17 protein-coding genes and 1 tRNA gene are annotated in these 22648 nt (G+C 52.3%); 2 read left to right on the top strand and 16 right to left on the bottom strand.

Annotated features, from left to right (window positions below):
* Positions 1–2: 2 nt before the first annotated feature.
* From OZX72_RS01685 to OZX72_RS01670, 4 genes are all read right to left on the bottom strand, one after another.
* Positions 3–986 carry a glycosyltransferase gene (locus OZX72_RS01685; protein ID WP_277158726.1) on the bottom strand — a complete coding sequence of 328 codons (984 nt, stop codon included), beginning with the start codon at positions 984–986 and terminating at the stop codon, positions 3–5.
* Positions 986–2125, bottom strand: coding sequence for a glycosyltransferase family 4 protein (locus tag OZX72_RS01680; protein ID WP_277158725.1), 1140 nt, complete (start codon positions 2123–2125; stop codon positions 986–988). The genes OZX72_RS01685 and OZX72_RS01680 overlap by 1 nt, the downstream gene beginning before the upstream one ends.
* Positions 2126–2180: 55 nt before the next feature.
* Positions 2181–3428 (bottom strand): hypothetical protein, encoded by a 1248-nt coding sequence (locus tag OZX72_RS01675; protein ID WP_277158724.1) that lies wholly within the window; start codon positions 3426–3428, stop codon positions 2181–2183.
* A gap of 80 nt (positions 3429–3508) precedes the next feature.
* The gene (locus OZX72_RS01670) at positions 3509–5344 is read right to left on the bottom strand and encodes a DUF4012 domain-containing protein (RefSeq protein WP_277158723.1); all 1836 of its coding nucleotides are present in this window, start codon (positions 5342–5344) and stop codon (positions 3509–3511) included.
* A 180-nt stretch (positions 5345–5524) separates the two neighbouring features.
* On the opposite strand from OZX72_RS01670, the gene OZX72_RS01665 reads away from it, so the two are divergent.
* On the top strand, positions 5525–7249 hold the full coding sequence (locus OZX72_RS01665; RefSeq protein WP_277158722.1) for a sugar transferase: 1725 nt from the start codon (positions 5525–5527) through the stop codon (positions 7247–7249).
* Between the two features lie 378 nt (positions 7250–7627).
* Positions 7628–9403 (top strand): MFS transporter, encoded by a 1776-nt coding sequence (locus OZX72_RS01660; RefSeq protein ID WP_277158721.1) that lies wholly within the window; start codon positions 7628–7630, stop codon positions 9401–9403.
* Positions 9404–9559: 156 nt separating this feature from the next.
* Here the strand turns inward: OZX72_RS01660 and OZX72_RS01655 are convergent, their stop codons facing one another.
* From OZX72_RS01655 to OZX72_RS01600, 12 genes are all read right to left on the bottom strand, one after another.
* Positions 9560–10237, bottom strand: a complete 678-nt coding sequence (locus tag OZX72_RS01655) for an HNH endonuclease family protein (RefSeq protein WP_348519667.1) — start codon at positions 10235–10237, stop codon at positions 9560–9562.
* Between the two features lie 438 nt (positions 10238–10675).
* Positions 10676–11371, bottom strand: coding sequence for a 50S ribosomal protein L1 (rplA, locus tag OZX72_RS01650; protein WP_277143605.1), 696 nt, complete (start codon positions 11369–11371; stop codon positions 10676–10678).
* A 13-nt stretch (positions 11372–11384) separates the two neighbouring features.
* Entirely contained in the window at positions 11385–11813 is a 429-nt protein-coding gene (gene rplK / locus OZX72_RS01645; RefSeq protein WP_277143602.1) for a 50S ribosomal protein L11, read from the bottom strand.
* A gap of 660 nt (positions 11814–12473) precedes the next feature.
* Positions 12474–13379 carry a transcription termination/antitermination protein NusG gene (gene nusG / locus OZX72_RS01640; protein WP_277158720.1) on the bottom strand — a complete coding sequence of 302 codons (906 nt, stop codon included), beginning with the start codon at positions 13377–13379 and terminating at the stop codon, positions 12474–12476.
* A 30-nt stretch (positions 13380–13409) separates the two neighbouring features.
* Positions 13410–13637: a preprotein translocase subunit SecE gene (gene secE, locus OZX72_RS01635; protein WP_277158719.1), complete on the bottom strand. Its 228-nt coding sequence runs from the start codon at positions 13635–13637 to the stop codon at positions 13410–13412.
* A gap of 29 nt (positions 13638–13666) precedes the next feature.
* Positions 13667–13742 (bottom strand) — tRNA-Trp (locus OZX72_RS01630).
* Positions 13743–13859: 117 nt separating this feature from the next.
* Positions 13860–15065: a pyridoxal phosphate-dependent aminotransferase gene (locus OZX72_RS01625; RefSeq protein ID WP_277158718.1), complete on the bottom strand. Its 1206-nt coding sequence runs from the start codon at positions 15063–15065 to the stop codon at positions 13860–13862.
* A gap of 102 nt (positions 15066–15167) precedes the next feature.
* The gene (proB, locus tag OZX72_RS01620; RefSeq protein ID WP_277158717.1) at positions 15168–16301 is read right to left on the bottom strand and encodes a glutamate 5-kinase; all 1134 of its coding nucleotides are present in this window, start codon (positions 16299–16301) and stop codon (positions 15168–15170) included.
* 388 nt (positions 16302–16689) lie between these two features.
* Positions 16690–18393 carry a GTPase ObgE gene (gene obgE, locus OZX72_RS01615; RefSeq protein WP_277158716.1) on the bottom strand — a complete coding sequence of 568 codons (1704 nt, stop codon included), beginning with the start codon at positions 18391–18393 and terminating at the stop codon, positions 16690–16692.
* 273 nt (positions 18394–18666) lie between these two features.
* Complete coding sequence (rpmA, locus tag OZX72_RS01610; protein WP_277158715.1) at positions 18667–18918, bottom strand: 50S ribosomal protein L27; 252 nt, start codon at positions 18916–18918, stop codon at positions 18667–18669.
* A 38-nt stretch (positions 18919–18956) separates the two neighbouring features.
* Positions 18957–19265, bottom strand: a complete 309-nt coding sequence (gene rplU, locus OZX72_RS01605; RefSeq protein WP_277143582.1) for a 50S ribosomal protein L21 — start codon at positions 19263–19265, stop codon at positions 18957–18959.
* A gap of 208 nt (positions 19266–19473) precedes the next feature.
* Positions 19474–22593, bottom strand: a complete 3120-nt coding sequence (locus OZX72_RS01600) for an Rne/Rng family ribonuclease (protein ID WP_277158714.1) — start codon at positions 22591–22593, stop codon at positions 19474–19476.
* Positions 22594–22648 lie beyond the last annotated feature (55 nt).

Genomic DNA, 22648 nt, shown 5'->3' with positions numbered 1-22648 from the left:
ATTCAAACTCGCCTAATACGCTTGAACACTTTGAAAGCGAGCCTGTAAAGAGGCAGGCTAAACACGAAAATAACGATCTGAAGCTTTTTGCTAGGTGAAGCATAGGATGATTGCATTACAAATCTCATATTGCTTCTCACCACGCGCTTAAAATGTCTCACACGTTCTTTCTCGCACTTTAAGTGATTCGTGATGCATTGATCATATTCAGTCAAGACCGATGATGCATATGCGACATGTCCCACCATCGCCATATCTGGATGCTTAGCCTCAAGAAATTCCAGCTGTTTTCTTGCTGCTTCTTCAAAATCGTAGTTGGCGGTTTTCCCTCTACTGATGCTGCCCGAACGCTGATAGTAGTTGTAGCAGGCTTCAGCAATGAAGGAAATTCTCCGCGCTTTATCAAGAACTTGAGGCATGACAAAAAAGTCTTCACTTAACTTACCGACTGGAAAACGCAAGTCTGAAAATAAATCAGCTCGGAATAGTTTGGTACAAGCACTCATGTCAAAGTAACGATAGATATTCATTTCAATAATCGCCTGATTGAAATCAAACACACAAGATTGCGCATCCTTGGTTTTGACCATAGTCTTTCCATCAGGGAAAACGTATCGGAATTGGCACACCGACAAGGGACAGTCATCCTTTTCCGCAGCCTTCAAAAGAAATTCATACATTTGTGATGTTATAGTATCGTCGCTGTCAACAAAACCGAAATACTCACCGTGCGCGATATCCAAACCGGCATTACGAGCCGAGGCAAGACCTCCATTTGTCTTATGAACAACCTTTATTCGAGAATCTTGCAACGCAAGCAAATCGCAGAGTTCTCCAGACCCATCTGTGGAACCGTCGTCAACGATTATAATCTCCAAATGCCGATAGGTCTGTTCTCTGACACTTTGAATGCAGCTAGCCAGATACGACTTAACGTTATAAACGGGTATAATCACGCTAATTAACGGTTTCCCTGTAGCTTCCATTAGTGTACCGCCTTCTTGTAAAGTGCTATTGTTCGTTCAACGACTTCATTCCAATTATATTTTTGAGTAATATATGAGCTTGCTTGGTTTTTATATTTATTGACAAGAACTGGATTATCGAGCAATTTTTGCAAGTGATCTTTCAAATCTTGGACAGAACCATGTTTAAATAACAAAGCATGGTCGCCAACAACATCAACGCATCCTGGAATATCAGAAACAAGACAACAATTGCCATAACTCATCGCCTCAAGTAAACTCATAGGCATTCCCTCAATATCACTCGGCAAAACATACACATACGCATTACTGTATAATTCTGCAAGAATATTACCATGCACGAAACCAGTGATTATTACGCGCTTATCTTGAGAAGCCAATCTTTCGATTTTTTCAAAGTAATCTTGCGAATCTGACGCGCCACCCGCAATCACCAATTTCACAGGCGTCTTTATTTGTTTAAACGCCCCCAACAAATATTCAATTCCCTTTTCAGGCACGATACGCCCAAGATAAAGTATGTATGATCCCTTTGTTAATCCAAAAGAATCGTATATACGTTGTGAAGGGACCGAGACTTTTGGTTCAATCCCGTTCGGTATTAACTGAGTTTGTCGATGATAACGTTGAATAAAATATTGTTGCGTATCACTGTTGAGAACAATAATCTCATCTGCAAAGTGGGCTATGATTTTTTCGCCTAATTTTATATAAGTTTTAGCGAATCCACCCCACTTTGCTCTTTTCCAATCAAGTCCGTGAACTGTCGCTACAGTGTGCACCCCAGCCAATTTCGCCAGTAAAAGCATTACACTGGGACCTTCTGCATGATAATGAATGACATCTGGTTTGAGCCTAATGGCCTTAAGCGTGGCAAAAAAAGAGGAAGTCAATGCCGCTAATCCCTTGAAATCAAGAGTTGGAACATAAATGACACGAGCTCCTTTGTAGGTAGTTTCTCGAGATTTTCCAGTGCTTTTTGCATCAAATTCACGACCTGCAACATTATGGCCTTTACGGTTAAAAACAACAACATCCTCACCTCGTTGTGCCAGACGAGCTGCAAGTTCTGTGACTACAACCTCGATTCCCCCCTCCCTTGAGGGGATACGCTTATGCCCTATATAACAAATTCGCAATAAAACTCCGACCCTTTAGTAGTCAATAGCATCATAAAGCCAATAGATAACTCCGTTATATCGTATCTTTTGGCACATACGGCAAATCTGTTGAACTACGAACATCAAATTCCTTGCCCTTCGAAAACGCCGCAAGCAGCAAATAACAGAAAACACCAAAAGCCACATGCATATTCACTACATAACTTTCAACGCACGCAGACAAGATAAAGATGCAAAGAACCGACAACATGGGCAAACGCATCGGAAATGTTTCCCTCACAAGAACAATAATCCAATGTAGCAAAATCAAGCAATAGCCAATTATGCCTAATATGCCGTTCTTAATGAGAACATCCAGTAAGGCCAACTCCATGGTACCGTTCCATCCAACGACCGATCTCACTGTCTTAACATATCCCAATTCAGGATTGCCAAATGCCATCTCGGCATTACCGAACCAAAGTCGAAAAGAATCATGAGAAAAATACGACAGATAATTTGTCAGTCCTCTGACTCGATATCCATAATTATCGCTTCGAACAATCAGATAGAGGGAAAAAATGAAAACCACTCCCGCTAAGGAGAAGAATCCTACGCCTAAAACACCATATTTGCCTTTACTTTTTAGAGAAGGAAGACCAAAAAGCAACACACAGAAAATCGGAATCAGCAGAATACAGGTTTTCGAGTAGGCAAGAATTTCCAAAACAACAATTACTGCTATCCAAAAGATATCGACTCTGTTACTTTTGCGATGACGATATTTTTGATAAATGACCAACCCTATAAAACTAGCCAAGAGATCAGCAGCGAAAAAATTCTTATACTGCAACCCACCTGTAAAACCTAGCGGTCCAGTGGAGATAACCTTTCCCCCGAAGGCTTCAACTCTTGATTCAGCCATCGGACTCTTCGTTATCAAAGCTACAAGTATCGATAAACCGCAGCCAGCCAAAATAGAGTAGGACACCAACCGCACATCGTCAAGATTTTTTAATAGGTCTTTACCGGCCGTCACCAGCAATACAATGACAACCATCGAAAAAATTAGACGCCCCTTGATAAGCAAAGGAAGATGTTGTACTGCAATACCAATCAGTAAAAAGATCGATGTCACCAACCCAAACAGTACAGTATTCCATTTAGCAGCAGAACGGCGACTTTTAATAAAACAAAAGCCAATCAATAGACATAACAACATTAAACTGGCATAGAATACAATACCATCGAGATTTCTGTCTTTCAGGAACATAGAATCGCTAAAGACCAAACTCATGAAGGCGAGAAACAGTCCCATCCGATAATTAAACTTGATTTTCACAGTTAACTTCCATCGCTATTTTCGCCATCTTAAAATTCTACCTTTCGCTGATTCTTAAGACAGATACCGGACAGGTATGCTCAATTTATAAATTTCACACCCGGCTCATCCCACCCCATCGGAGTTTGGTCCAAATCCAATTGAGTAGTCGACTTGGATGAAGTCGTCACATCAAAGGTGAATATAGCTGAAGTACCAGGAGCCAAATCCGCCACCGTAGCATAGACTGACTTACTATCCATAGTTTTTCTGCTCAGATTAGATGTGCTCGCCGTGCCTTTGACCTGAAGATTACTTATCAATCCGCCTGCCGGACCATAGATCAATGTCTTTTCCACTCCATGTCCTTGTGATTGACCTGCCTGGCCAAATCCGACGATATACGCAGGCAACGTTGCCAATTGCTCACGGGTAAGCGTATTAGTCATCGTGTATTCAACATGATACGTTTGTTGGCCTGCGGTACCACCACTAATCTTGGTTATCGTACTGGTACGGTGAATATACCAATCCATTTTCGAAGCATTTTGTTGCGTGACATACACGCCCACTTCAGGCTTCATCTCATTGCTAGGGCTCGAAGCAGTGTAACCGTTGGCGTTGAAGTTCTGCTCCATGGTCTGATCAAACGAATAAATGGAAAAATGCCTGTTTTTAGCCATATCGCCGATTATTGTGGAAATTCGTATGAGTTTTTGGAAGTTAAGTCCTTTGAACATACTGCCAACTGCCTGCGTAGATACCTCGTCAAAATAAGCATCTTGCTGCTTAGACGAATAATCTTTATATATAGTATTCAACAAAAATTCCGCAGTATTAGTGCCTGTAAGAACGCGTCCATCTGAAAGTTTCACATTTCCATTAACGGCAATGAGCTTCTGCAGAAATACGGGATCAACCATAACAACCCCGTCAATAGGTTGTTTCTTTCCCCAAGGAGTCCGGTTCCAGATAGCCTGCATAGATTGCGCAGTCCTCGCATTATCGGGATACACAGCTAAATCTCTAATATCAAACGACATGTTCAATGGTCCCCAATCATGGAACATTGCTTGTTCGTCGGCTGTTGGCTCACCATTGCCATAAGGGAAATATGCAGTATTCGGTTGAAAATCACCAATGGAAATCTGCCCGTTATTGGTAGTCATCAACCCAACAGATCCAACAAGCCCACCCGCAGAACGAGCCTCGGAAGTGGTCATGTTCATCATTGCAAAATAATGAGGCTGATTAGCACCAAGGAAGTCGGGAACAATTTGGAAAGTTCCTGAAAGTTGATCTACTTTCTTTGCAAGCGCGTTAAGCTTTATGTTTCCCGCAGCATAAGCATCACGCACTTCCCCGATGCGAGCTTTCTTCCCAGGAAGCTTACGGTAGTTGACGACCTGAGTTTGCATCGATGCGTCAGCTTGTTTCATTGTCTTCTGGGCTTGAATAATCGGTTGGAGATTAATCTTGCCATCGCCGGCACTCAAATTCGCCGACTTCAAAGAAGTGAACACTTGAATGAATTGCGGTACAGAATCATGGACGATCCCGTCTACCGAAGATGTCATACCTTGAACCGTCTTAATGTCATCGCCAACGACCGGAGCTTTAGCGGCGACATTCCATAATATACCGTGTGCAATATCATTGGCCTTCTGCGTCTCATTCTGCACTTGCGGCAACTTTTGGGAAACCTGATCAAGCGCATTCAAATCATTCGAACCAGAGAAGCCGCTGAGCATAGAAATGGCATTCTGTTCGTGCGTTTTCACTTCCTTGGCCTGAGAGTACATGACTTTTGCACAATAGCCGCCGATTCCAGCCACAACCAACAGCAATACGAATATCACCAATAACACCCATGCCCATATATGGTGATGTTGTATAGGCATGCTCGCCCGTATATGTTTACCTCTCGGCTCACGCATAATAAGTACCTCCGCTACAGCAACGAATTACCATTATCCCTCATCCCTATGAAATTCACATCCACACTACAAATTCTGCACATATTTGTTATACCTGTCTGGAAAAGGTGTTCGTCTACCAAACAGAAAACGCGTTAAATATTGAAAATGTGCATATCAAACCATGCATGTATTATATTGATGAAGGAAACAGAAAAGGGGATTATCCTGACGATGAACGATGACGCAAATCGCCTAAATAATGGGCTCATTCCCTCATCTTCTGATGATGCCGTCAAGCAAAGAAATCATTGCAAATCACGCCGTTTGATTTCCTCGTCGCAAAGCCAAAACGAAAAAAAGAAATCAACCGAGTCCGAAGATTTTTTCGACGGTTCGTATTTTTCTGCCAATGAATCGAAATTAAAAGGTAGAGCCTTTTTCGATTACTCACAGCCTTCTTGGGCTTATTTATATACTTCTTGTCTTGTCGCTCTTGATGTTTTGATGACAATTATTGGATCGATAATCACATTCCTTATTTACCCTGACAGCCACTTTTATTTGGAACGCCGTGCACCACACAACAACGCTATTCTGGAATTCATCCTGCTCGCTATATGCGCTTGGATTATCAGTCTGTTGATATGCGAAGCCTATTCACGGCACGTCATGGGCGAAGGATATGAACTATATAGCAAAATTCTCAAAGCGGCTTTGATTGACTTCGTCATGATTTGTACGCTCGGCTATATTCTCAAACTTGATATTCCACGTTCTTTGGCTTTTGGCGTCCCCCTGTTTACCGGTTGCCTGACACTGCTGGAACGCTGGCTCATGCGACGTGCCCTTCACTACAGTCGCAGAAAAGGTGAATTTGTCTATTCGACCATCCTCATCGGCTCACCAAAGGCGATTCATCAAGTTTGCAAACAACTGCAAGAGGATTCAGGCATCGGATACAAACCGATAGCCGTATGTCCCGTGGCTCTTGATAAATCAGAGAAATCCGCACAATCAAATACCCAGCATCTCATTTCGACTCCCTTCATTCCAGAAAATGAAGAGGAAGCCAAATTGAAGGTCCTTTCGGTAAATTCCCATCTTGCGGAAACAGCCAAAATTTTCAAGGCCCATACGGTCCTCATCACCGACGTGCTTTCGCACAATTCGGAAACGACACGCACGTTGTCGTTGGCGGTCGAATCAATGGGCATTGAACTCGCCATCGCTACTTCTGTGGCGGATCTCGGCGGGGCTTCCCTCCATTTCCGCAATGATCCGAACATGCCTATATTAACGGCAAAACTGCCACAATACACGACACGGGCACGCATACTCAAACGCGCAATGGACATTGCTCTTTCAATCGTCGCCATCATCCTCACTGGCATTCCGATGCTTCTTATCGCCTATATGATCCATCGAGAAGATAAGGGACCGGTGATTTTCTCACAAAAACGAATCGGCATTTTAGGCCGGCCCTTTATCATGTATAAGTTCAGATCAATGCGCCCCGACGCAGAGGAACTGAAAGCGAAACTCGCTAAAGAAAACGGATTGCAAGACCGATTCATTTTCAAGATGAAGGACGATCCGCGAATCACCAAATTCGGACATTTCATTCGTAAGACTTCACTTGATGAACTGCCACAGTTCTTCAATGTGCTAAAGGGCAATATGAGTCTGGTCGGTCCACGCCCTCCGCTGCCCGAGGAAGTGGCCAAATACGACACTCTTTATTCTTCTAGACTTTTAGTGAAACCCGGCATAACCGGCCCATGGCAGGTGTCCGGGAGGAGTGCGCTGAACAAAGAACAATCGGAATTCGCCGATGTCTCTTATATCCAGAACTGGTCGTTCACAGGCGACATCGCTATTTTGCTCAAAACTGTGATGGTAATGATACGCGGCACCGGCATGTGATTTTTGCTCGACTGATACAACCAGTTATCAAAATCCGTTGCAATTAAATAGATAAAATCAAATTGCGTTTTCGGGGTTTCATCTAACTGCTAAAGGTTTTCACAGTCATTCTCACTCATGAGCAGAACGCAATACACTTTCTTATTTTCTTCGGTAAACCGCACTATCCGTGCACAGCATATGATGCCATCTATGCAACATGTGACACTGCCATGTTCAACCATCCGGTTAATGGTGTAACCTGAACCGAGTTGACGAGGCGGTAGTGAATTTTTCTTCTACGCTGAAGTCATAATCGAGTGTTTTTGGATATAGTGAAAAACGTATGCAGGTAATAATAATGAAAATTTCAGCGCAACAAAGAAGGAGCGACTGATCGTGTCTGATTCCGTGCAAACACCAGCAAAATCTCCCTCCAGACGACCTTTGTCGCAAGCTCTCACCAAAGAGGAATCGTACATCGATGGACACCTGAGCCATGCGGCTTTCGTCTCTATCGCCATCCTGACTTTTATCACCTTCATTGGCAACTTCACTCAACTGCAACTGAGCGCCGCGCTGCCGACCATCGTCCACGAATTCGGCATCAACGTGACCACCGGCCAGTGGCTCACTTCCGTCATCCAGCTCGTGCAGGGCGTTATGGTGCCGCTCACCGCCTATCTCACCCGCCGTTTCTCAACGCGCCAGATCGTCATTACCTCCATGACCATCTTCACGCTGGGTTCGGTGCTGGCCTGGTTCGGCCCCAGCTTCATCCTCGTACTCGCCGGACGTACACTCGAGGCCATCGGCTCCGGCGTGATGTGGCCAGTGCTACAGATCATCGTCTTCTCGGTCTACCCGATGTCGAAGCGCGGCGTAGCTATGGGCACCGTCGGCGTGGCCATGAGCGTGGCTCCCGCCATCGGCCCGACCTTCGGCGGCTGGCAGACCGATGCCAACGGCTGGCGTTCCATCTTCGTTTCGCTGACCATCGTCGGAGCGATTGCGCTGGTGCTCGCCATCTTCTTCCTCCACAACTTCGGCGAGCGTGACAGCGAAGTCAAGGCCGACTTCTTCTCGGTATGCCTCTCCGTCATCGGTTTCGGCGGGCTGCTTTTCGGCTTCACCAACATCGAAGCCTATGCGTTCACCGCCCCGGTGGTCTGGCTACCGATGGCCGTCGGCCTGATCGGCATCGTCTGGTTCGTCGTCCGCCAGCTCAAAGGCGCCAAGCGCTATAAGGCCCAGCTCAAGGAGCTTCTTGCCGGTCTCGAAGAAAACGAACACCTGCAGGAAGAAGCGGATCGCCCTCAGAACGTGGCCGAGCTGCGCGCCGCCATCAAACGCTTGAAGGCCGATCCGGATTCCGCCGCCAAGCTCGAGGAACATTTCAAGATGCCCAAGGTGCGCGAGCAGCTCGAAAAAATCCGCAGACTGCAGCCGCCGCTGCTTGACCTGACGGTGCTCAAAAACAAAAACTTCCGCGTCGGCACCATCACTGCCGCAATGAGCTTCTTCGCCTTCAGCTCCATCACCGTCATCATTCCGCTCTTCATCCAGAACGACCGCGGCTATTCCGCCACGATTTCCGGCCTGGTGATGCTGCCCGGCGCCCTCGGACAGTGCATCTCTCAGTTCGGCGGCGGGCGTCTCCTCGATCGGTTCGGTGCACGGCCTGTGGCCATGATCGGCTCAATCACGTTGATGACCGGCACCATCATGATGAGTTTCATCGGCATGGGTGTGCCGATTTGGTGGGTCTCCATCTGCCAGTTCATCCGTCAGATCGGTATGGGCTTCGTCTTGATGCCGATTACGACCTGGTCGCTTAACTGCCTGACCCCCGGAAGCGTTTCCGCAGGCTCAGCCGTTACGAATACGGTCCGGCAGATATCTGGTGCCATCGGCGCGCCGGTTCTGGTCATCCTGATGGAAGAGTTCACGAAGGTCTTCAAGCCTTTGATGGGCTCCGGCCATCAAGCTGGCATTCTCGCCAATGTCTGGGGCATCAGGATGTCGCTGATCATCAGCTCGGTCATCGCCTTCGGCATGGTCATGCTTGTGGTCTTCGGTGTGCGTGGCCAAGGCGCCGGTTCCGCTCGCGACCTTGCCAACCGCACACTGCGTCACGTTCGTGTCCCCCGTATTCATCTCCACAAGCAAGCCTGATAAGTCATAGTTCAGCACTGGACTGCGAAATGCCGATGCACTTCATGAAATCGAAGATTGTGTATCGGCATTTTCATACCCGTTTCACTGTTCCACTCACTTCTCGTAGCTTGCAAGGGCTCGCAGCAAATTTGATCAGCATTTAGTTTTCCTTTTTCACTGTTTCGGAATCTGCTGGGCGGGACAGGTTCGCAGGACTTTGGAGATAGCTTGCTTTTCGGAAGTGGTTACCGTCAGATTGTATTTTTGTTTGACACCGACCTGACGGGCAACGTAGGAGCAACGAAATCTGCGATTCGCCGGCAACCAGTAGGCGGCGGAAGCGGAACCCTTCTGCTGGTTGGCAGGACCGTCGACGGCCAACAGGTTATAGGCATCATTGCCGTATCGCTGTTTCGTCGCCGCATCCCACTGGCTTGCTCCAGACTGCCAAGCGTTTTCCAACGCGACGACATGATCGATCTGCACCGCAGCACTGGTCTGCTTGCCGCGCACGAAACGGATCGACTTGCCGGTATATGGCTCCTGCAAAGCACCGGTTTTGACTTGACAGCCGCTCGGAGCCTTGTATCTGACGGCTGTCATGTCGCGTTTGAGGATGTCGTCGCGAATAGTGCAGCCGTCACCGTCGTCGTCGGTGGTGTTGTAAGCGAACGAATCCCTGTCGTAACCGCGGGTGCTTGGGTGATCGTCGACCGGCAACGTAGCCAATGCCTGGGCCACCGGGCCAGTCGCCACATACTGACCAGTCATCTGTGCAAGTGGCTTGCTTACTTTCGGCAGCACCAACCCGGTCGCGATTCCGATAAAGCAAGCGGCTACCAGCAAAATCACGAATCGGACCAGCAGACTGTCAAAGTTAATACGTCTCCGTCTAAAATGGGCACTACCACCGCTTCTGCTGCCATGAATAGCCCAATGGCCATAGTTGTTGGGTCGCGAACGAATCGCCTCTCTATTACACCAAATCATCATGTTTTGCCCTATATCTTTCTTCAATATTCCTTATCACAACATAAAGCGCAACGAAAGAATCACGTCTGTCATGATTTATGAATACAAAAATTCAGGGAAAAAAGCAAAATTCAAAGGACTTTTTAACGAAAAATCAAGATTTCTTGATAACACTCTTTGATGGAAAGAAACGACATAGAAAGATAAAGATTCGGATACAAAATGAAAGTTGCCCGGCACCTCTTTCGGGGTACCGGGCAACTTATCGATTCAACTACGCTTCAAACACTTTCAAGTGTTCCAGGCGATTCACACGCTTCAGGAAAGCGGCGCGAGGTCCAGCGGAACGCCGGGGCCCATCGTCGAGGTAAGTGTCGCTTTGGAGATGTAGCGGCCCTTCACGGTGGAAGGACGCAGGCGCTTGATCTCGTTGGCAACGGCCTGGAAGTTTTCTTCCAGAGCCTTCTGATCGAAGGACTTCTTGCCGATGATGAACGACAGATTGCCGTTCTTGTCGACGCGGAACTCGATCTTGCCGCCCTTGATATCCTTGACAGCCTTGGCCACGTCCATGGTCACGGTGCCGGTCTTCGGGTTCGGCATGAGGCCACGGGGGCCGAGCACGCGGCCCAAACGGCCGACCTTGCCCATCATGTCCGGAGTGGCGACCACGGCATCGAAGTCGAGGAAGCCACCCTGTACCTTGGCGACCATGTCGTCGTCACCGACCATGTCGGCGCCGGCTTCGGCAGCTTCGGTAGCCTTCGGGCCACGTGCGAACACGAGGACCGTTGCGGTCTTACCGGTGCCGTTGGGCAGGTTGACCACGCCACGGACCAGCTGGTCCGCCTTGCGCGGGTCAACACCCAAGCGGTAGGTGGCTTCGATGGTCTCATCGAAACCGCGCTCAGGCATGCTCTTCAGCAGAGCGATAGCTTCGGAAGCGGTGTACAGATTGCTGCCGTCGACCTTTTCGGCCGATTCACGATATTTCTTGGAATGCTTGTTAGCCATCTGTTTTCCTCCCTCAGCCTTCGACCGTGATGCCCATCGAACGGGCGGTGCCCGCGATGATCTTCATTCCGGCCTCGACGTCGCGAGCGGACAGATCGGCCATCTTGGTCTCAGCGATCTCACGGACCTGAGCCGAGGTGACGGAACCGACCTTGTGGGTCAGCGGGTTGTCGGTGCCCTTCTTGATACCGGCGGCCTTGAGCAGAAGCGCTGCGGCCGGCGGGGTCTTAAGGATGTAATCGAAGGAACGATCCTCATAGACGGTGATTTCGACAGGAACAACCTGTCCCATCTTGTCTTTCGTCGCTTCGTTGTAGGACTTGCAGAAGTCCATGATGTTGACGCCGTGCGAACCGAGGGCAGGACCGAGCGGCGGGGCAGGATTGGCCTTGCCGGCCTCGATCTGCAGCTTGATAAGCGCAGTGACCTTTTTCTTAGCCATAGAAATGGCTCCTTTTCGTTGTCCGTGCGGTAATGACGGTCGCCCACGACACCTTGCGATATATCGGATTTCAGCCGTTTTGGTTGTGGCGATCTTTCGATACACACAGACCAACCGCGACCAAACCTCGGACCAGCACACTGTCAATCCTCGGCAAAACCGTTGGTATATCAAGTGTCACGGGTCTCCTCCCGCAACTGATATTGCTGTGCTGTGCTAGCGGGTCTCCCCTCCAGACACAAGCCTTTCTATTATTCCAAGTAAGCACGACAATAAAACCGGCTATGACAACCACCCCGGCGTATCCTTCCACCACTTTTGAGGGCTTCCTTTTACCATGAAAAGTCAAGAAATGCGTCTTTCCCCGCACTCTGCACACATTTATGCGGGAAATGTCGTAAAAATAATTTCTAAATGCGTCTTTTCCCGCACAATAGTGAAAGTTAGTGCGGGAAAAGACGCATTTTGCAACATCGCAGATGAAGTATAACGTACAAAACGTAGCGAGGTAGAGTCATCAACTAGATTTAGTGGTCCAGTCCGTTCGCATGAGCAGAGCGGATCGCGCAAAATCGGAATGACTACTTTACACAGATACGAATGATGCCGCAGACCTTGCGACCTGCGGCATCATTATTTAAAACCTAAACGAAACGAGACTCAGACGATCTTCTCGACCTGGCTGAAACCGAGCTCGACCGGGGTATCGCGGCCGAAGATGGAGACCAGGACGGTGAGCTTCTGCGTGGTGGGCTCGACGTCGGAAACGGCGCCGGCCATCGTGGCGAATGGGCCGTCGATGACGGTGACCTGATCGCCGACTTTGTAGGAGACTTCGACTGTACGCTTCTTGGCTGCAGCAGGCTTGTCGCCGGCTTCCTTGAGTGCCTGAGAGGCAATCATCGGAGCCATCATCTTGACGACATCCTTGCGGCTCAGCGGCGCAGGTTCCTTGGTGGGACCTACGAAACCGGTGACGCCTTCCGTCTCTCGGACAATACGGCGGGCGTTCTCGTCGGGCCACATACGAATGAGCACGTAGCCGGGTACACGCACGCGAGTGACGACCTTCTTGCCCTTGTCGGTATGCTTCTCGACCTCTTCCATCGGCACTTCAATCTGGAAGATTTGATCTTCGAGACCATAGCTCTGGATACGGGACTCGACGTTGGCCTTCACACGCTTCTCATAGCCGGAATAGGTGTGGAGCACGTACCATTTGCCGTCCAAGCCGCGTAAGCTCTTGGAGAATTCCTTGACGGCCTTGGCGCCAGCATCGTCAGCATCTTCGCCTTCGGCGTTCGCTGCGCCATCAGTAGTCGCTTCAGTGGCGGTATCAGCCGTGTCGGAAGTGTTTTCAGACGCCTCATCAGTTGCCTCAGAACTCTCGACGGCAGCACTATCCGCAGAATCGTCGGAAGTGTTATCGGTTTCGCCTGCACTCTCAATGCCTGCAACGGCATCTTGCGCAGCGCTATCGACGCTGGAAGCCTCAGCCGCAGACTGATCGCCATTCGGCAAATCGGGCAATGCATCCAAGCCTTCGAGATTTACTTCATTATCCATGCTGTTAGTCACCTTTAAAATCGTTTATGCTCAGCCGAAGATCCAGAGGGTCAGTTTGCCGAGACCAAAATCCATACCCGAAACAAGCGCCATCAGCACGACCACGAAAATGAACACCGCAACCGACCAGCCGGCCAGTTCCTTGGCGGTCGGGGTGACGACCTTGCGCAGCTCGTCGATAACCTGCTTGATGAACAAGCCGATACGCATGAAAATGTTCGGCTTGACGCTCTCTTCAGCTTCGTGTGCCTTCGCCATATCCGTCCTTCGTTTGGCTTGTGATTACTTGGCAGGGAAGGCGGGACTCGAACCCACAACCTACGGTTTTGGAGACCGTTGCGCTACCAATTGCGCCACTTCCCTAGGTGAACTCTGTCCACGATACTCGAAGCACGAGACCATGCGACATAAACCGCCGAAGGAATAGTTTAGCCCATTTCTGCGGTTTCGTCCACTCCTCGTGTCGCGAAAAGCAGGCTTTCAGTTGACCCATTCCTTGAAACGACGCATGCCCTCGGCCAAATCATCGTCTGCGAGCGCGTACGAGAAACGCAGGAAGCCGGGAGCTCCGAAACCTTCTCCGGGAACAGCTGCAACGTGGGCTTCCTCGAGCAGCAACTTGGCCAATTCGGAAGAGGTCTTGGCGACGGAGCCGTTCTTGCCGAGCGGACGGTTCAACAATGCAGTGACATCGGGAAGAGCATAAAATGCACCTTTAGGAGTGCGGCAGGTGACACCATCGACGGCGTTGAGACCTTCGACGATGGCCTTGCGGCGCTTGTCGAACGCCTTGCGCATCGTGGCGACCGCATCAAGCGAGCCGGAGACCGCAGTAAAGGCCGCTTGCTGGCAAACATCGGCGACATTGGAAGTCATATGTCCTTGCAGTTTGGCCGCGGCTTTGGCAACCGGAACGGAACCGATAAGCCAGCCGACACGCCAGCCGGTCATCGCGTAGGTCTTGGCCACACCGTTCATGACGATAAGCTGGTCACGAACTTCCGGCACCACCGCTCCGATATATGCGGTCTTCTCTCCGTCATAGGTCAGATGTTCGTAAATCTCGTCGCTCAGCACCCAGACGTGATGCTCGACGGCCCACTCGCCTACCGCGCGCACGGTCTGCTCGCTCCATACCGCACCCGTCGGGTTAGAAGGCGTGTTGACGAAAATGGCTTTGGTGCGCGGCGTACGCGCCTTTTCAAGCGCCTCGACGGTCGGCTCGAAACCGTTCTCCGGACCGCTGAAAACCGTGACAGGCTTACCGCCTGCCAGTTTCACAGCCTCGGGATAGGTCGTCCAATAGGGAGCGGGAATGATGACTTCATCACCGGGATTGATCAGAATCTGCAGGGCCTCATAGACGGCCTGTTTGCCGCCGTTGGTGACAACGACCTGATCGGGAGAAATCTCGTAACCTGAGTCGCGCAGCGTCTTTTCGGCGATGGCCTTGCGAAGCTGTGGCAGACCCGGGGTCGGGGTGTAACGATGGTTCTTCGGGTCGCGGCAAGCTGCTGCAGCCGCGTCAACGATGTAATCGGGAGTCGGGAAATTGGGCTCGCCGGCACCGAAACCGATGACGTCGATGCCACTGGCTTTCATCGCCTTCGCCTTGGAATCTACGGCCAGCGTGGCGCTCGGCGCCACGGAATTGATACGGTCACTCAACGTTTGCCACTCTGCCATTTTTATCTCCCGCGTTTAATGGTCATTACTAACTTAAGACTAGACTGCTGTGGCGAATTGACGTATTCAACAAACGAAAACTGAGACGCGGAATAAGAAAGATTACAGCAAGACCAAATTATCCCGGTGAACAAGCGGATGGGCATATTCCTCACCGAGAAGACGCTTGAGCTGGGAAGTGTCGCGGCCCAGGGTGTGCGGAATTTCATCGGAATCGAAACTCGAGAGGCCCTTGGCGATATGGTTACCATCCTCGTCGTCAATCCAGACGGGGTCGCCGGCGGAAAAATCACCGTGAACTTCGAGCACGCCAGCGGCCAACAGGCTTGCCTTACCGCCAAGCACCGCCTTGATGGCACCTTTGTCGCCGACCAGCGAACCGCGCGGGTTTGCTGCAAAACCAATCCATAGACGGCGCGAGGAATCACGGTGAGATATCGGCGAGAAAGCCGTACCCGTCGGTTCGCCGTTCAATGCAACCTCGATATTATTGGCGCTGGTCAGCACGACGGGGATACCGGAATTGACTGCTATACGCGCGGCTTCGAGCTTGGTGACCATGCCGCCGCTACCGACCCCCGACGAACTGCCGCCCACCGAAACTTCGTTCAGAATTTCGTCTACGTTCGGTACGAAACCAACCCGCTTGGCGTTTGGTTTAGAAGGCGGGGCAGTATAAAGGCCATCGACGTCGGTCAGGAGCACTAACGCATCGGCGCGCACCAGATTGGCGACCAGCGTGGAAAGATGGTCGTTGTCGCCGAAACGGATTTCGTTGGTCGCCAGAGCATCGTTTTCGTTGACAATCGGCACCACGTTGAGGTCGAGCAGTCTGCGCAACGTGCGCTGGGCGTTGCGGTAGCGTGAGGCGTGCATCGTGTCATCGGCAGTGAGCAAAATCTGGCCAACATGCACACCATAATGCGCGAAACCTGTCTCGTAATGCTGCATCAAGACGCCCTGACCCACCGAAGCCGCAGCCTGCTGGGTCGAGACGTCGGCCGGCCTCGCGTCGAAACCGAGCGGACCAAAACCAGCAGCGATGGCACCGGACGAGACCAGCACCATGCGGGTGCCATTTTTGGCGTGTTGGGCCAAGACTTCAACCAGCGCGCCCACTTTATCCGTATCCAAATGCCCGGAAGGCTTGGTCAGCGAGCTTGAGCCAACTTTAACCACGACGGTCCGCGCGTCCGCCACCGTTTGACGAACCTGCGACTCACTTGCCTTGCCCATTGACTGCCATCCGTTTCATTTTTCGCTATTGTTCAGCCAGTACCAGCTTACCGGCTGAGATGATATCTCATGCGAGAGCAACCATAGCTATTGCAAAGGAATTCACCAACTTATAGCAAGTTGGTGTGGTGTACCAACGCTTTGCTTTATACGCAATGTCGCGCTTATACAATCGATTTGGTGCCAAACAGGCGCGTGACTGATGGTCAAGCATTATTGCAGCTCGATCACGCCCTGATGTCGTTGAACGCTTATTAGGAATTTAAGCACGTTTTCACTCGATTTTTGCGCTTAAAATGCTTTCGAACTGCACCTCTAGGAATCTAAGCATATTTTAGGTCGTTTTTGTGCTTAAAATCCTATTACAGTTCAACCTCTGTCTTGGCCATCAGACATCGCTCTCGCCCTCATTATCATCGGAATCATGACCGCCGAGAATCGCGTGCTCGTCGTGGCGGTCGTCGTCGATGCTCGGATCGGCCCAATGACCAGCAGTACGCTCCTGACGCATGGCCTCGCGCACGGCGGTTTTGGCATCCATCATTTCGTGATACTGGCGACGGCGCTCGGCGTTGGTACGGCGACGGACACGGTTGCCGTCGGCTCCGTCATCCAGACGCAAATCCTTTCCGCGAGCACCCAGCTGGGCGCCGTCGAGCATTTCCGCACCGGCGGCGATGGTCGGGTCCCAATCGAAGGCGACCGCGTTCTCGCCCTTGCCGATACGCACTTCGTCACCCGGCTTGGCCCCATGGCGACGCAACTCGTCCTCGACGCCCAAACCAGCCAAGCGGTCGGCAAGATAGCCCACGGCTTCGTCGTTGTCGAAATTGGTCTGGCGCACCCAACGCTCCGGCTTCGCGCCGGTGACAGTAAACCACACAGCTCCCCTGCGGTTGCTTTCGCGTTCGACATGGAAATCAAGCGAGGTGCCACGCTCATCATCGACACGACGGCGGCGACGCGCCGGCTGCTCCAACGGCTTGATGACCACACGTTCTTCGTCGCGTTCGGCCTCTTCCTTGGCCAACTTCGCACGCAGCTCGGTGACCATCTTGCCCAAAGCAAAGCCAAGCTCTTTGAGCCCTTCGTGTGAAGCCGTTGAGACGATGAAGGTCTTCAATCCCATCTTCTCGAATTCCGGGCGCACGAATTCCGCCAGTTCTTTAGCTTCGGGCACGTCGGCCTTATTGAGGATGATGACGCGCGGGCGCTCGGGAATCGGGATGACACCGAGCGGCAACTTGAGCTGGGCAGCATACTTCGCCAGCTCGTCTTCCAGCGCGTGGTAATCGGAAATCGGGTCACGATCCGGCTCCAGTGTGGCGCAATCGATGACGTGCGCGATGATTTCGGTGCGCTCGATATGACGCAGGAACTCAAGGCCCAAGCCCTTGCCTTCTGATGCTCCGGGAATGAGCCCCGGGACGTCGGCAATGGTATAGCGATATTCCTCAAGCTTGACCACGCCAAGATTCGGAACCAACGTGGTGAAGGGGTAATCCGCGATTTTCGGCTTAGCAGCACTCATCGCGGCAATCAGGCTGGATTTGCCGGCCGAGGGGAATCCCACCAACGCAACGTCTGCGATGGATTTGAGCTCCAAAATCACGTCGCGTTCCTCGCCCGGTTCGCCAAGCAGTGCGAATCCAGGGGCACGACGTGTCTTGTTGGCCAGCGCGGCGTTGCCCAAGCCGCCCATACCGCCTGCAGCTGCGACGAACTTGTCACCCACATGGCGCAAATCGGCCAGTTCGCGACCTGGATGCTTGGCCTTGCCTTGCGGTCCCTTGGCCTCGAAAATCACCGTTCCCGGCGGGACGGGCAGCACCACGTCGGCGCCTTTCGAACCGTCCTTGGTATCGCCCAAGCCCATCGTGCCGCTTTCGGCCTTGCGATGCGGGACGAAACGATAATCCAAAAGATTGTTGGCGTTGGCATCAGCCACGAAAATGACGGAGCCGCCATCCCCGCCGTTGCCGCCGTTCGGCCCGGCCAACGGCTTGTATTTCTCACGCTTCACGCCTGCGGACCCATTGCCGCCATCTCCGCCCTTGACATGGACGGTCACTCTATCTACAAAGTCTGTCATAGTTCCTTACCTTACCGGTGGGTATTCATCTTCCCATACCCCCACCGACGAGCCCCATAATTATCGTTTTGGGCAAAAGTAATTTCGAGCAATATAAAAATAAATAATGCATTACATTATCAAGTGTCGGTTCTGCCCCCCCCTGAAATCGAGGCAGACCAGCGCTTTAACAACCAGCGCTTTAACAATGATAACGACATTATCAATACACGCAAAAAGGCCGCACCCGCTGGGGTACGACCTTTTGATTAAAAGCTAATTAAACTCGGAATCTCACTCGGAGACTACGTCGACGACCTTGCGATCGCGGCGAACGCCGAACTTCACGTTGCCATCGGACAGCGCGAACAAGGTGTGATCCTTGCCGGTGCCGACGTTCTCGCCTGCGTGGAACTTGGTGCCACGCTGACGAACGATGATATTGCCGGCGACGACAGGCTCGCCACCGAACTTCTTTACGCCGAGGTATTGTGCGCTTGAATCGCGACCGTTGCGGGAAGCGGATGCGCCCTTCTTATGTGCCATTGTCTGTTCCTTTCAGTCTTTATTTACCGTGACTTCAATCAGGCGATTGCCGTGATCTTGATGACGGAAAGCGGCTGACGATGACCCTTGCGACGGGCGACACCAGTCTTGTTCTTGAACTTCTGAATGTTGATCTTCGGACCCTTGGCCTCATCGTCAACGACTTCAGCCTTGACGGAAACCTTGGCAAGATCCTTGGCGGCGAGCGTCACCTTGGCGCCGTCGACCACGAGCGCGACCGGGAACTCCACGGTATCGCCCTTCTTCGCATTGAGACGGTTGACCAGGATGACGTCACCGACCTCGACCTTTTCCTGATGGCCACCGGCCTTCACAATCGCGTACATATCTCGTTCCTTGCTATTTCGAAAGCTAAACTGCCCAGCACGTCTTCGACTTCCACGGCCAGACACCAGTCTTTTAGAGTACACCGACCCACGTACTAACGTCAACCAATATTAACGGCATGTCGGTACGTTATGGCCAGCCTGGGGTGTTGTGTTCCCGATTTCACAAAAGAACAGGTGAAAGCGGAATCAGGAACGTCAGGCTTCTTCAGTCCTTATCAGCTACAGAATCAGAAGACGAATCCGAATCGGAAGCTTCTTCCTTTTCCTCGTCATTGGCCGCCACCGCAGCGGCAGCGATTTGCGCCAACTTGGCCTTAACCGCAGGGCTCGACCCCTTCGGGGCCTGCACCTCAGGAGCGCTGCCGTGGCCGTGCTTGTTGGTGTGGACGAACGGGTCGCCGCCCTTCATCGCGTACGGATCGGCATAATCGGCGGAAATCGTAGGCTCGTCGTGAAGGATGAAGCCACGGCCCTTGCAGGTCGGGCACTCCTCGGAGAACGCCTCGACCAGCCCTTGGCCGATACGCTTGCGGGTCATCTGTACGAGGCCCAGCGAAGTGACCTCGGCCACCTGATGCTTGGTGCGGTCGCGCGCGAGGCATTCGACCAAGCGCCGCAGCACGAGGTCGCGGTTGGCGGGCATCACCATGTCGACGTAATCGATCATGATCATGCCGCCGATGTCGCGCAGACGCAGCTGACGGGCAATTTCCTCGCTCGCCTCGAGATTGCAACGGGTGACCGTCTCCTCAAGTGACTTGCCCTTGCCGATGAACCGGCCGGTATTGACATCGATGGTGGTCATGGCCTCGGTGCGATCGATGACAATCGAGCCGCCGCTGGGCAGGTAGACCTGACGTTCCATGCCCTTGCGCAGCTGGGAATCGATCTGCCACTTGTCGAAGACGTCCTTGCCCTGATGCTCCTCAGGGTCCCACTTTTCGAGGCGATCTTTGAGGTCGGGGGCCATCGTGTCAAGATATTCCTCGATGCGCTCGTAGACCTTGTCGCCTTCGACGATGAGCTTGGAGAAGTCATCGTTGAAGATGTCGCGCACCACGCGGATGGCGACATCGGGCTCGCCCTGCAGGAGCTTGGCACGCTTGCCGTTGTGATAAAGCTTGCGCTTGTCCTCGATCTTGCTCCACTGACGCTTGAGGTTCTCAAGGTCCTTCTTCAGCGCGTCCTCGCTGGCACCATCAGCTGCGGTGCGGATGATGACACCCATGTCCTTCGGCGCGATCTTGGAGACGATGGACTTGAGCCGGCCGCGTTCACGTTCGGGCAGCTTGCGGCTCACGCCGGTCATGCCGCCGGAGGGGACGAGCACGAGGAAACGACCAGCAAGCGTGACCTGCGAGGTCAGGCGGGCGCCCTTGTGGCCGATCGGGTCCTTGGTGACCTGCACCAGAACGGGATCACCGGATTTGAACGCGAGTTCAATACGGCGCGGCTGGCCTTCCAACCTCGTGGCGTCCCAGTTGACTTCGCCGGCGTAGAGCACGCCGTTGCGTGGCTGGCCGATATCGACGAACGCGGCCTCCATGCTGGGCAGCACGTTCTGCACGCGGCCCAAGTAGATATTGCCGACGGTGGCAACTTCCTGAATGTCAGAAACGTAATGCTCGACGAGCACGTTGTCTTCGATCACGGAAATCTGGGTATGCTGGCCCTTTTCGCGCACGACCATCAGACGGTCGACGTTCTCGCGACGAGCGAGAAAGTCCTGCTCGATCAGCTGGTTCTGACGGCTGCGTTCGCGACGATTGTCGCGGCGACGCTGCTTCTTGGCCTCGAGACGTGTAGAGCCCTCGATATCGGTGATTTCATCGATATACTGCTGCTTACGCGAACGACGCGAAGCGGCACGGCCCGAATCACGACCGGTTTCGCCTTCATCGCTCTTGGAACCGCGATGACGGCGACGCCGACGGGTCAGCGGTTGATCGTCGTTGTCCTCATCGGATTCGCGCCTGCGACGGCGACGGGTTTCCGTGCGGCCTTCATCATCGCGATCATTGCGATCACTACTGCTCTTGCGTCCACTACGGGAACCGCGCTCTTCGTTTTCGTCTTCATCATTGAGCTCGACATCGTCTCGATCGGCACGCGAGGAACGACTGCCACGAGTACGACGCGATGTCCGTTCACTTGATGAACGCTCGTTGCCACGTCCGCGACGTGTCCGCGTTCCAGATTGCTCGGCTTCCACATCGTCGATGGGACGATAGGTGATGTCATCGTCTTCGAGGTCTTCCTCAATCTGTTCGATTTCGTCGGCCGCATGGCGTTCTTCGGCATTGAGCCTGCGACGGCGGTGGCTGCGGCGCTCGGTACGCTCGGCGGCTTCCTCATCGTAAATATCATCCTCGTTTGAACGGCGCGAACGACGGACCACGCGAGAGGAGCCCTCGTTGTCATCCTCGTAATCGCGGTCACGGTCATTACCCCTGCTGCGCCTGGAGCTTGACCTGCCACGACGTTCGTCCTGCTCTTCATCCAAACGGTCATCGTCACGTTCGGAACCTCGGCGCGAACGGCTGCCACGCGTCGAACGACGTGATCCACGATCGTCACCCTCGCTATCTTCAACAGAGCGGGAACGGGAACGCCGCCGAGTCGTTTTCGGCTCTTCATCGTCGTCGTCCTCTCCCGGAAGCACTGGCTCCTGGAAAAGCAGCGACGTCATCGGACGAGGTGTGTGATGACTTTCGTGACCTTTGGGAAGGCCCTCAACGGCATCGATAACACGTTCTTCTGCAGTTTCGATGTTGGCTTCCGCCTTGGCTTCACTTGCGGACACCGAATCGGCAGACCTGCTGCGGGACCTTGCGCTACCGGTGCGTCGGCTACGGTTTGAAGAAACGGAGGATTCATTCGAATCCTCATCAGATTTACGGCTTCTTGTGCTCCGTCCATGCGCTGCGGACTCTTCGTTCGAGTCTTCGTCATCGCGAACACGGCTACGAGTACGGGTTCTTCTCGTTGTGTTGGCTGACGAAACGTTCGTACGGCGCGAGGAAGAGGTTGACCTTCTAGTACTTTTTTCATCCGCCTTCGAATCCGTGTCGACTCCGTCTTCTCCGGAGTTTTCCTCAGCCTCTGAGGATTTGGCGCTTTCGCGCTCTTCGACTTTCAACGCGACGTCGGCTCCGGCAGCGCCGGCACCACGCACCACGCGACGGCGAACGGTACGGCGACGCGTTGTAGACTCACTCTCCGCGGATGAGGACAAAGAAGGTAAATTGGTATCGTTTTGTTTGGCGTCGTCGACTTGGCCGACCCCGCCTCGGGTTACTCTGGGCACAATGCTCCTCGTCGACATGCTGCAATCATGTCGGCTTATCTGGCCGTCTACGGCTCTCACACCGCGCTCTCAC

Origin of the sequence: Bifidobacterium sp. ESL0769, from assembly GCF_029395495.1 — a bacterium.
GTDB lineage: Bacteria > Actinomycetota > Actinomycetes > Actinomycetales > Bifidobacteriaceae > Bifidobacterium.
This window is presented reverse-complemented; position numbering and strand designations above follow the sequence as displayed.

Coding starts and splice junctions, on each gene's coding strand:
- rplA (WP_277143605.1), bottom strand. CDS start 11,371: ATGGCTAACAAGCATTCCAAGAAATATCGTGAATCGGCCGAAAAGGTC.
- rplK (WP_277143602.1), bottom strand. CDS start 11,813: ATGGCTAAGAAAAAGGTCACTGCGCTTATCAAGCTGCAGATCGAGGCC.
- OZX72_RS01665 (WP_277158722.1), top strand. CDS start 5,525: ATGAAGGAAACAGAAAAGGGGATTATCCTGACGATGAACGATGACGCA.
- rpmA (WP_277158715.1), bottom strand. CDS start 18,918: ATGGCACATAAGAAGGGCGCATCCGCTTCCCGCAACGGTCGCGATTCA.
- secE (WP_277158719.1), bottom strand. CDS start 13,637: ATGGCGAAGGCACACGAAGCTGAAGAGAGCGTCAAGCCGAACATTTTC.
- OZX72_RS01625 (WP_277158718.1), bottom strand. CDS start 15,065: ATGGCAGAGTGGCAAACGTTGAGTGACCGTATCAATTCCGTGGCGCCG.
- rplU (WP_277143582.1), bottom strand. CDS start 19,265: ATGTACGCGATTGTGAAGGCCGGTGGCCATCAGGAAAAGGTCGAGGTC.
- OZX72_RS01600 (WP_277158714.1), bottom strand. CDS start 22,593: ATGTCGACGAGGAGCATTGTGCCCAGAGTAACCCGAGGCGGGGTCGGC.
- proB (WP_277158717.1), bottom strand. CDS start 16,301: ATGGGCAAGGCAAGTGAGTCGCAGGTTCGTCAAACGGTGGCGGACGCG.
- nusG (WP_277158720.1), bottom strand. CDS start 13,379: ATGGATAATGAAGTAAATCTCGAAGGCTTGGATGCATTGCCCGATTTG.
- OZX72_RS01670 (WP_277158723.1), bottom strand. CDS start 5,344: ATGCGTGAGCCGAGAGGTAAACATATACGGGCGAGCATGCCTATACAA.
- OZX72_RS01685 (WP_277158726.1), bottom strand. CDS start 986: ATGGAAGCTACAGGGAAACCGTTAATTAGCGTGATTATACCCGTTTAT.
- obgE (WP_277158716.1), bottom strand. CDS start 18,393: ATGACAGACTTTGTAGATAGAGTGACCGTCCATGTCAAGGGCGGAGAT.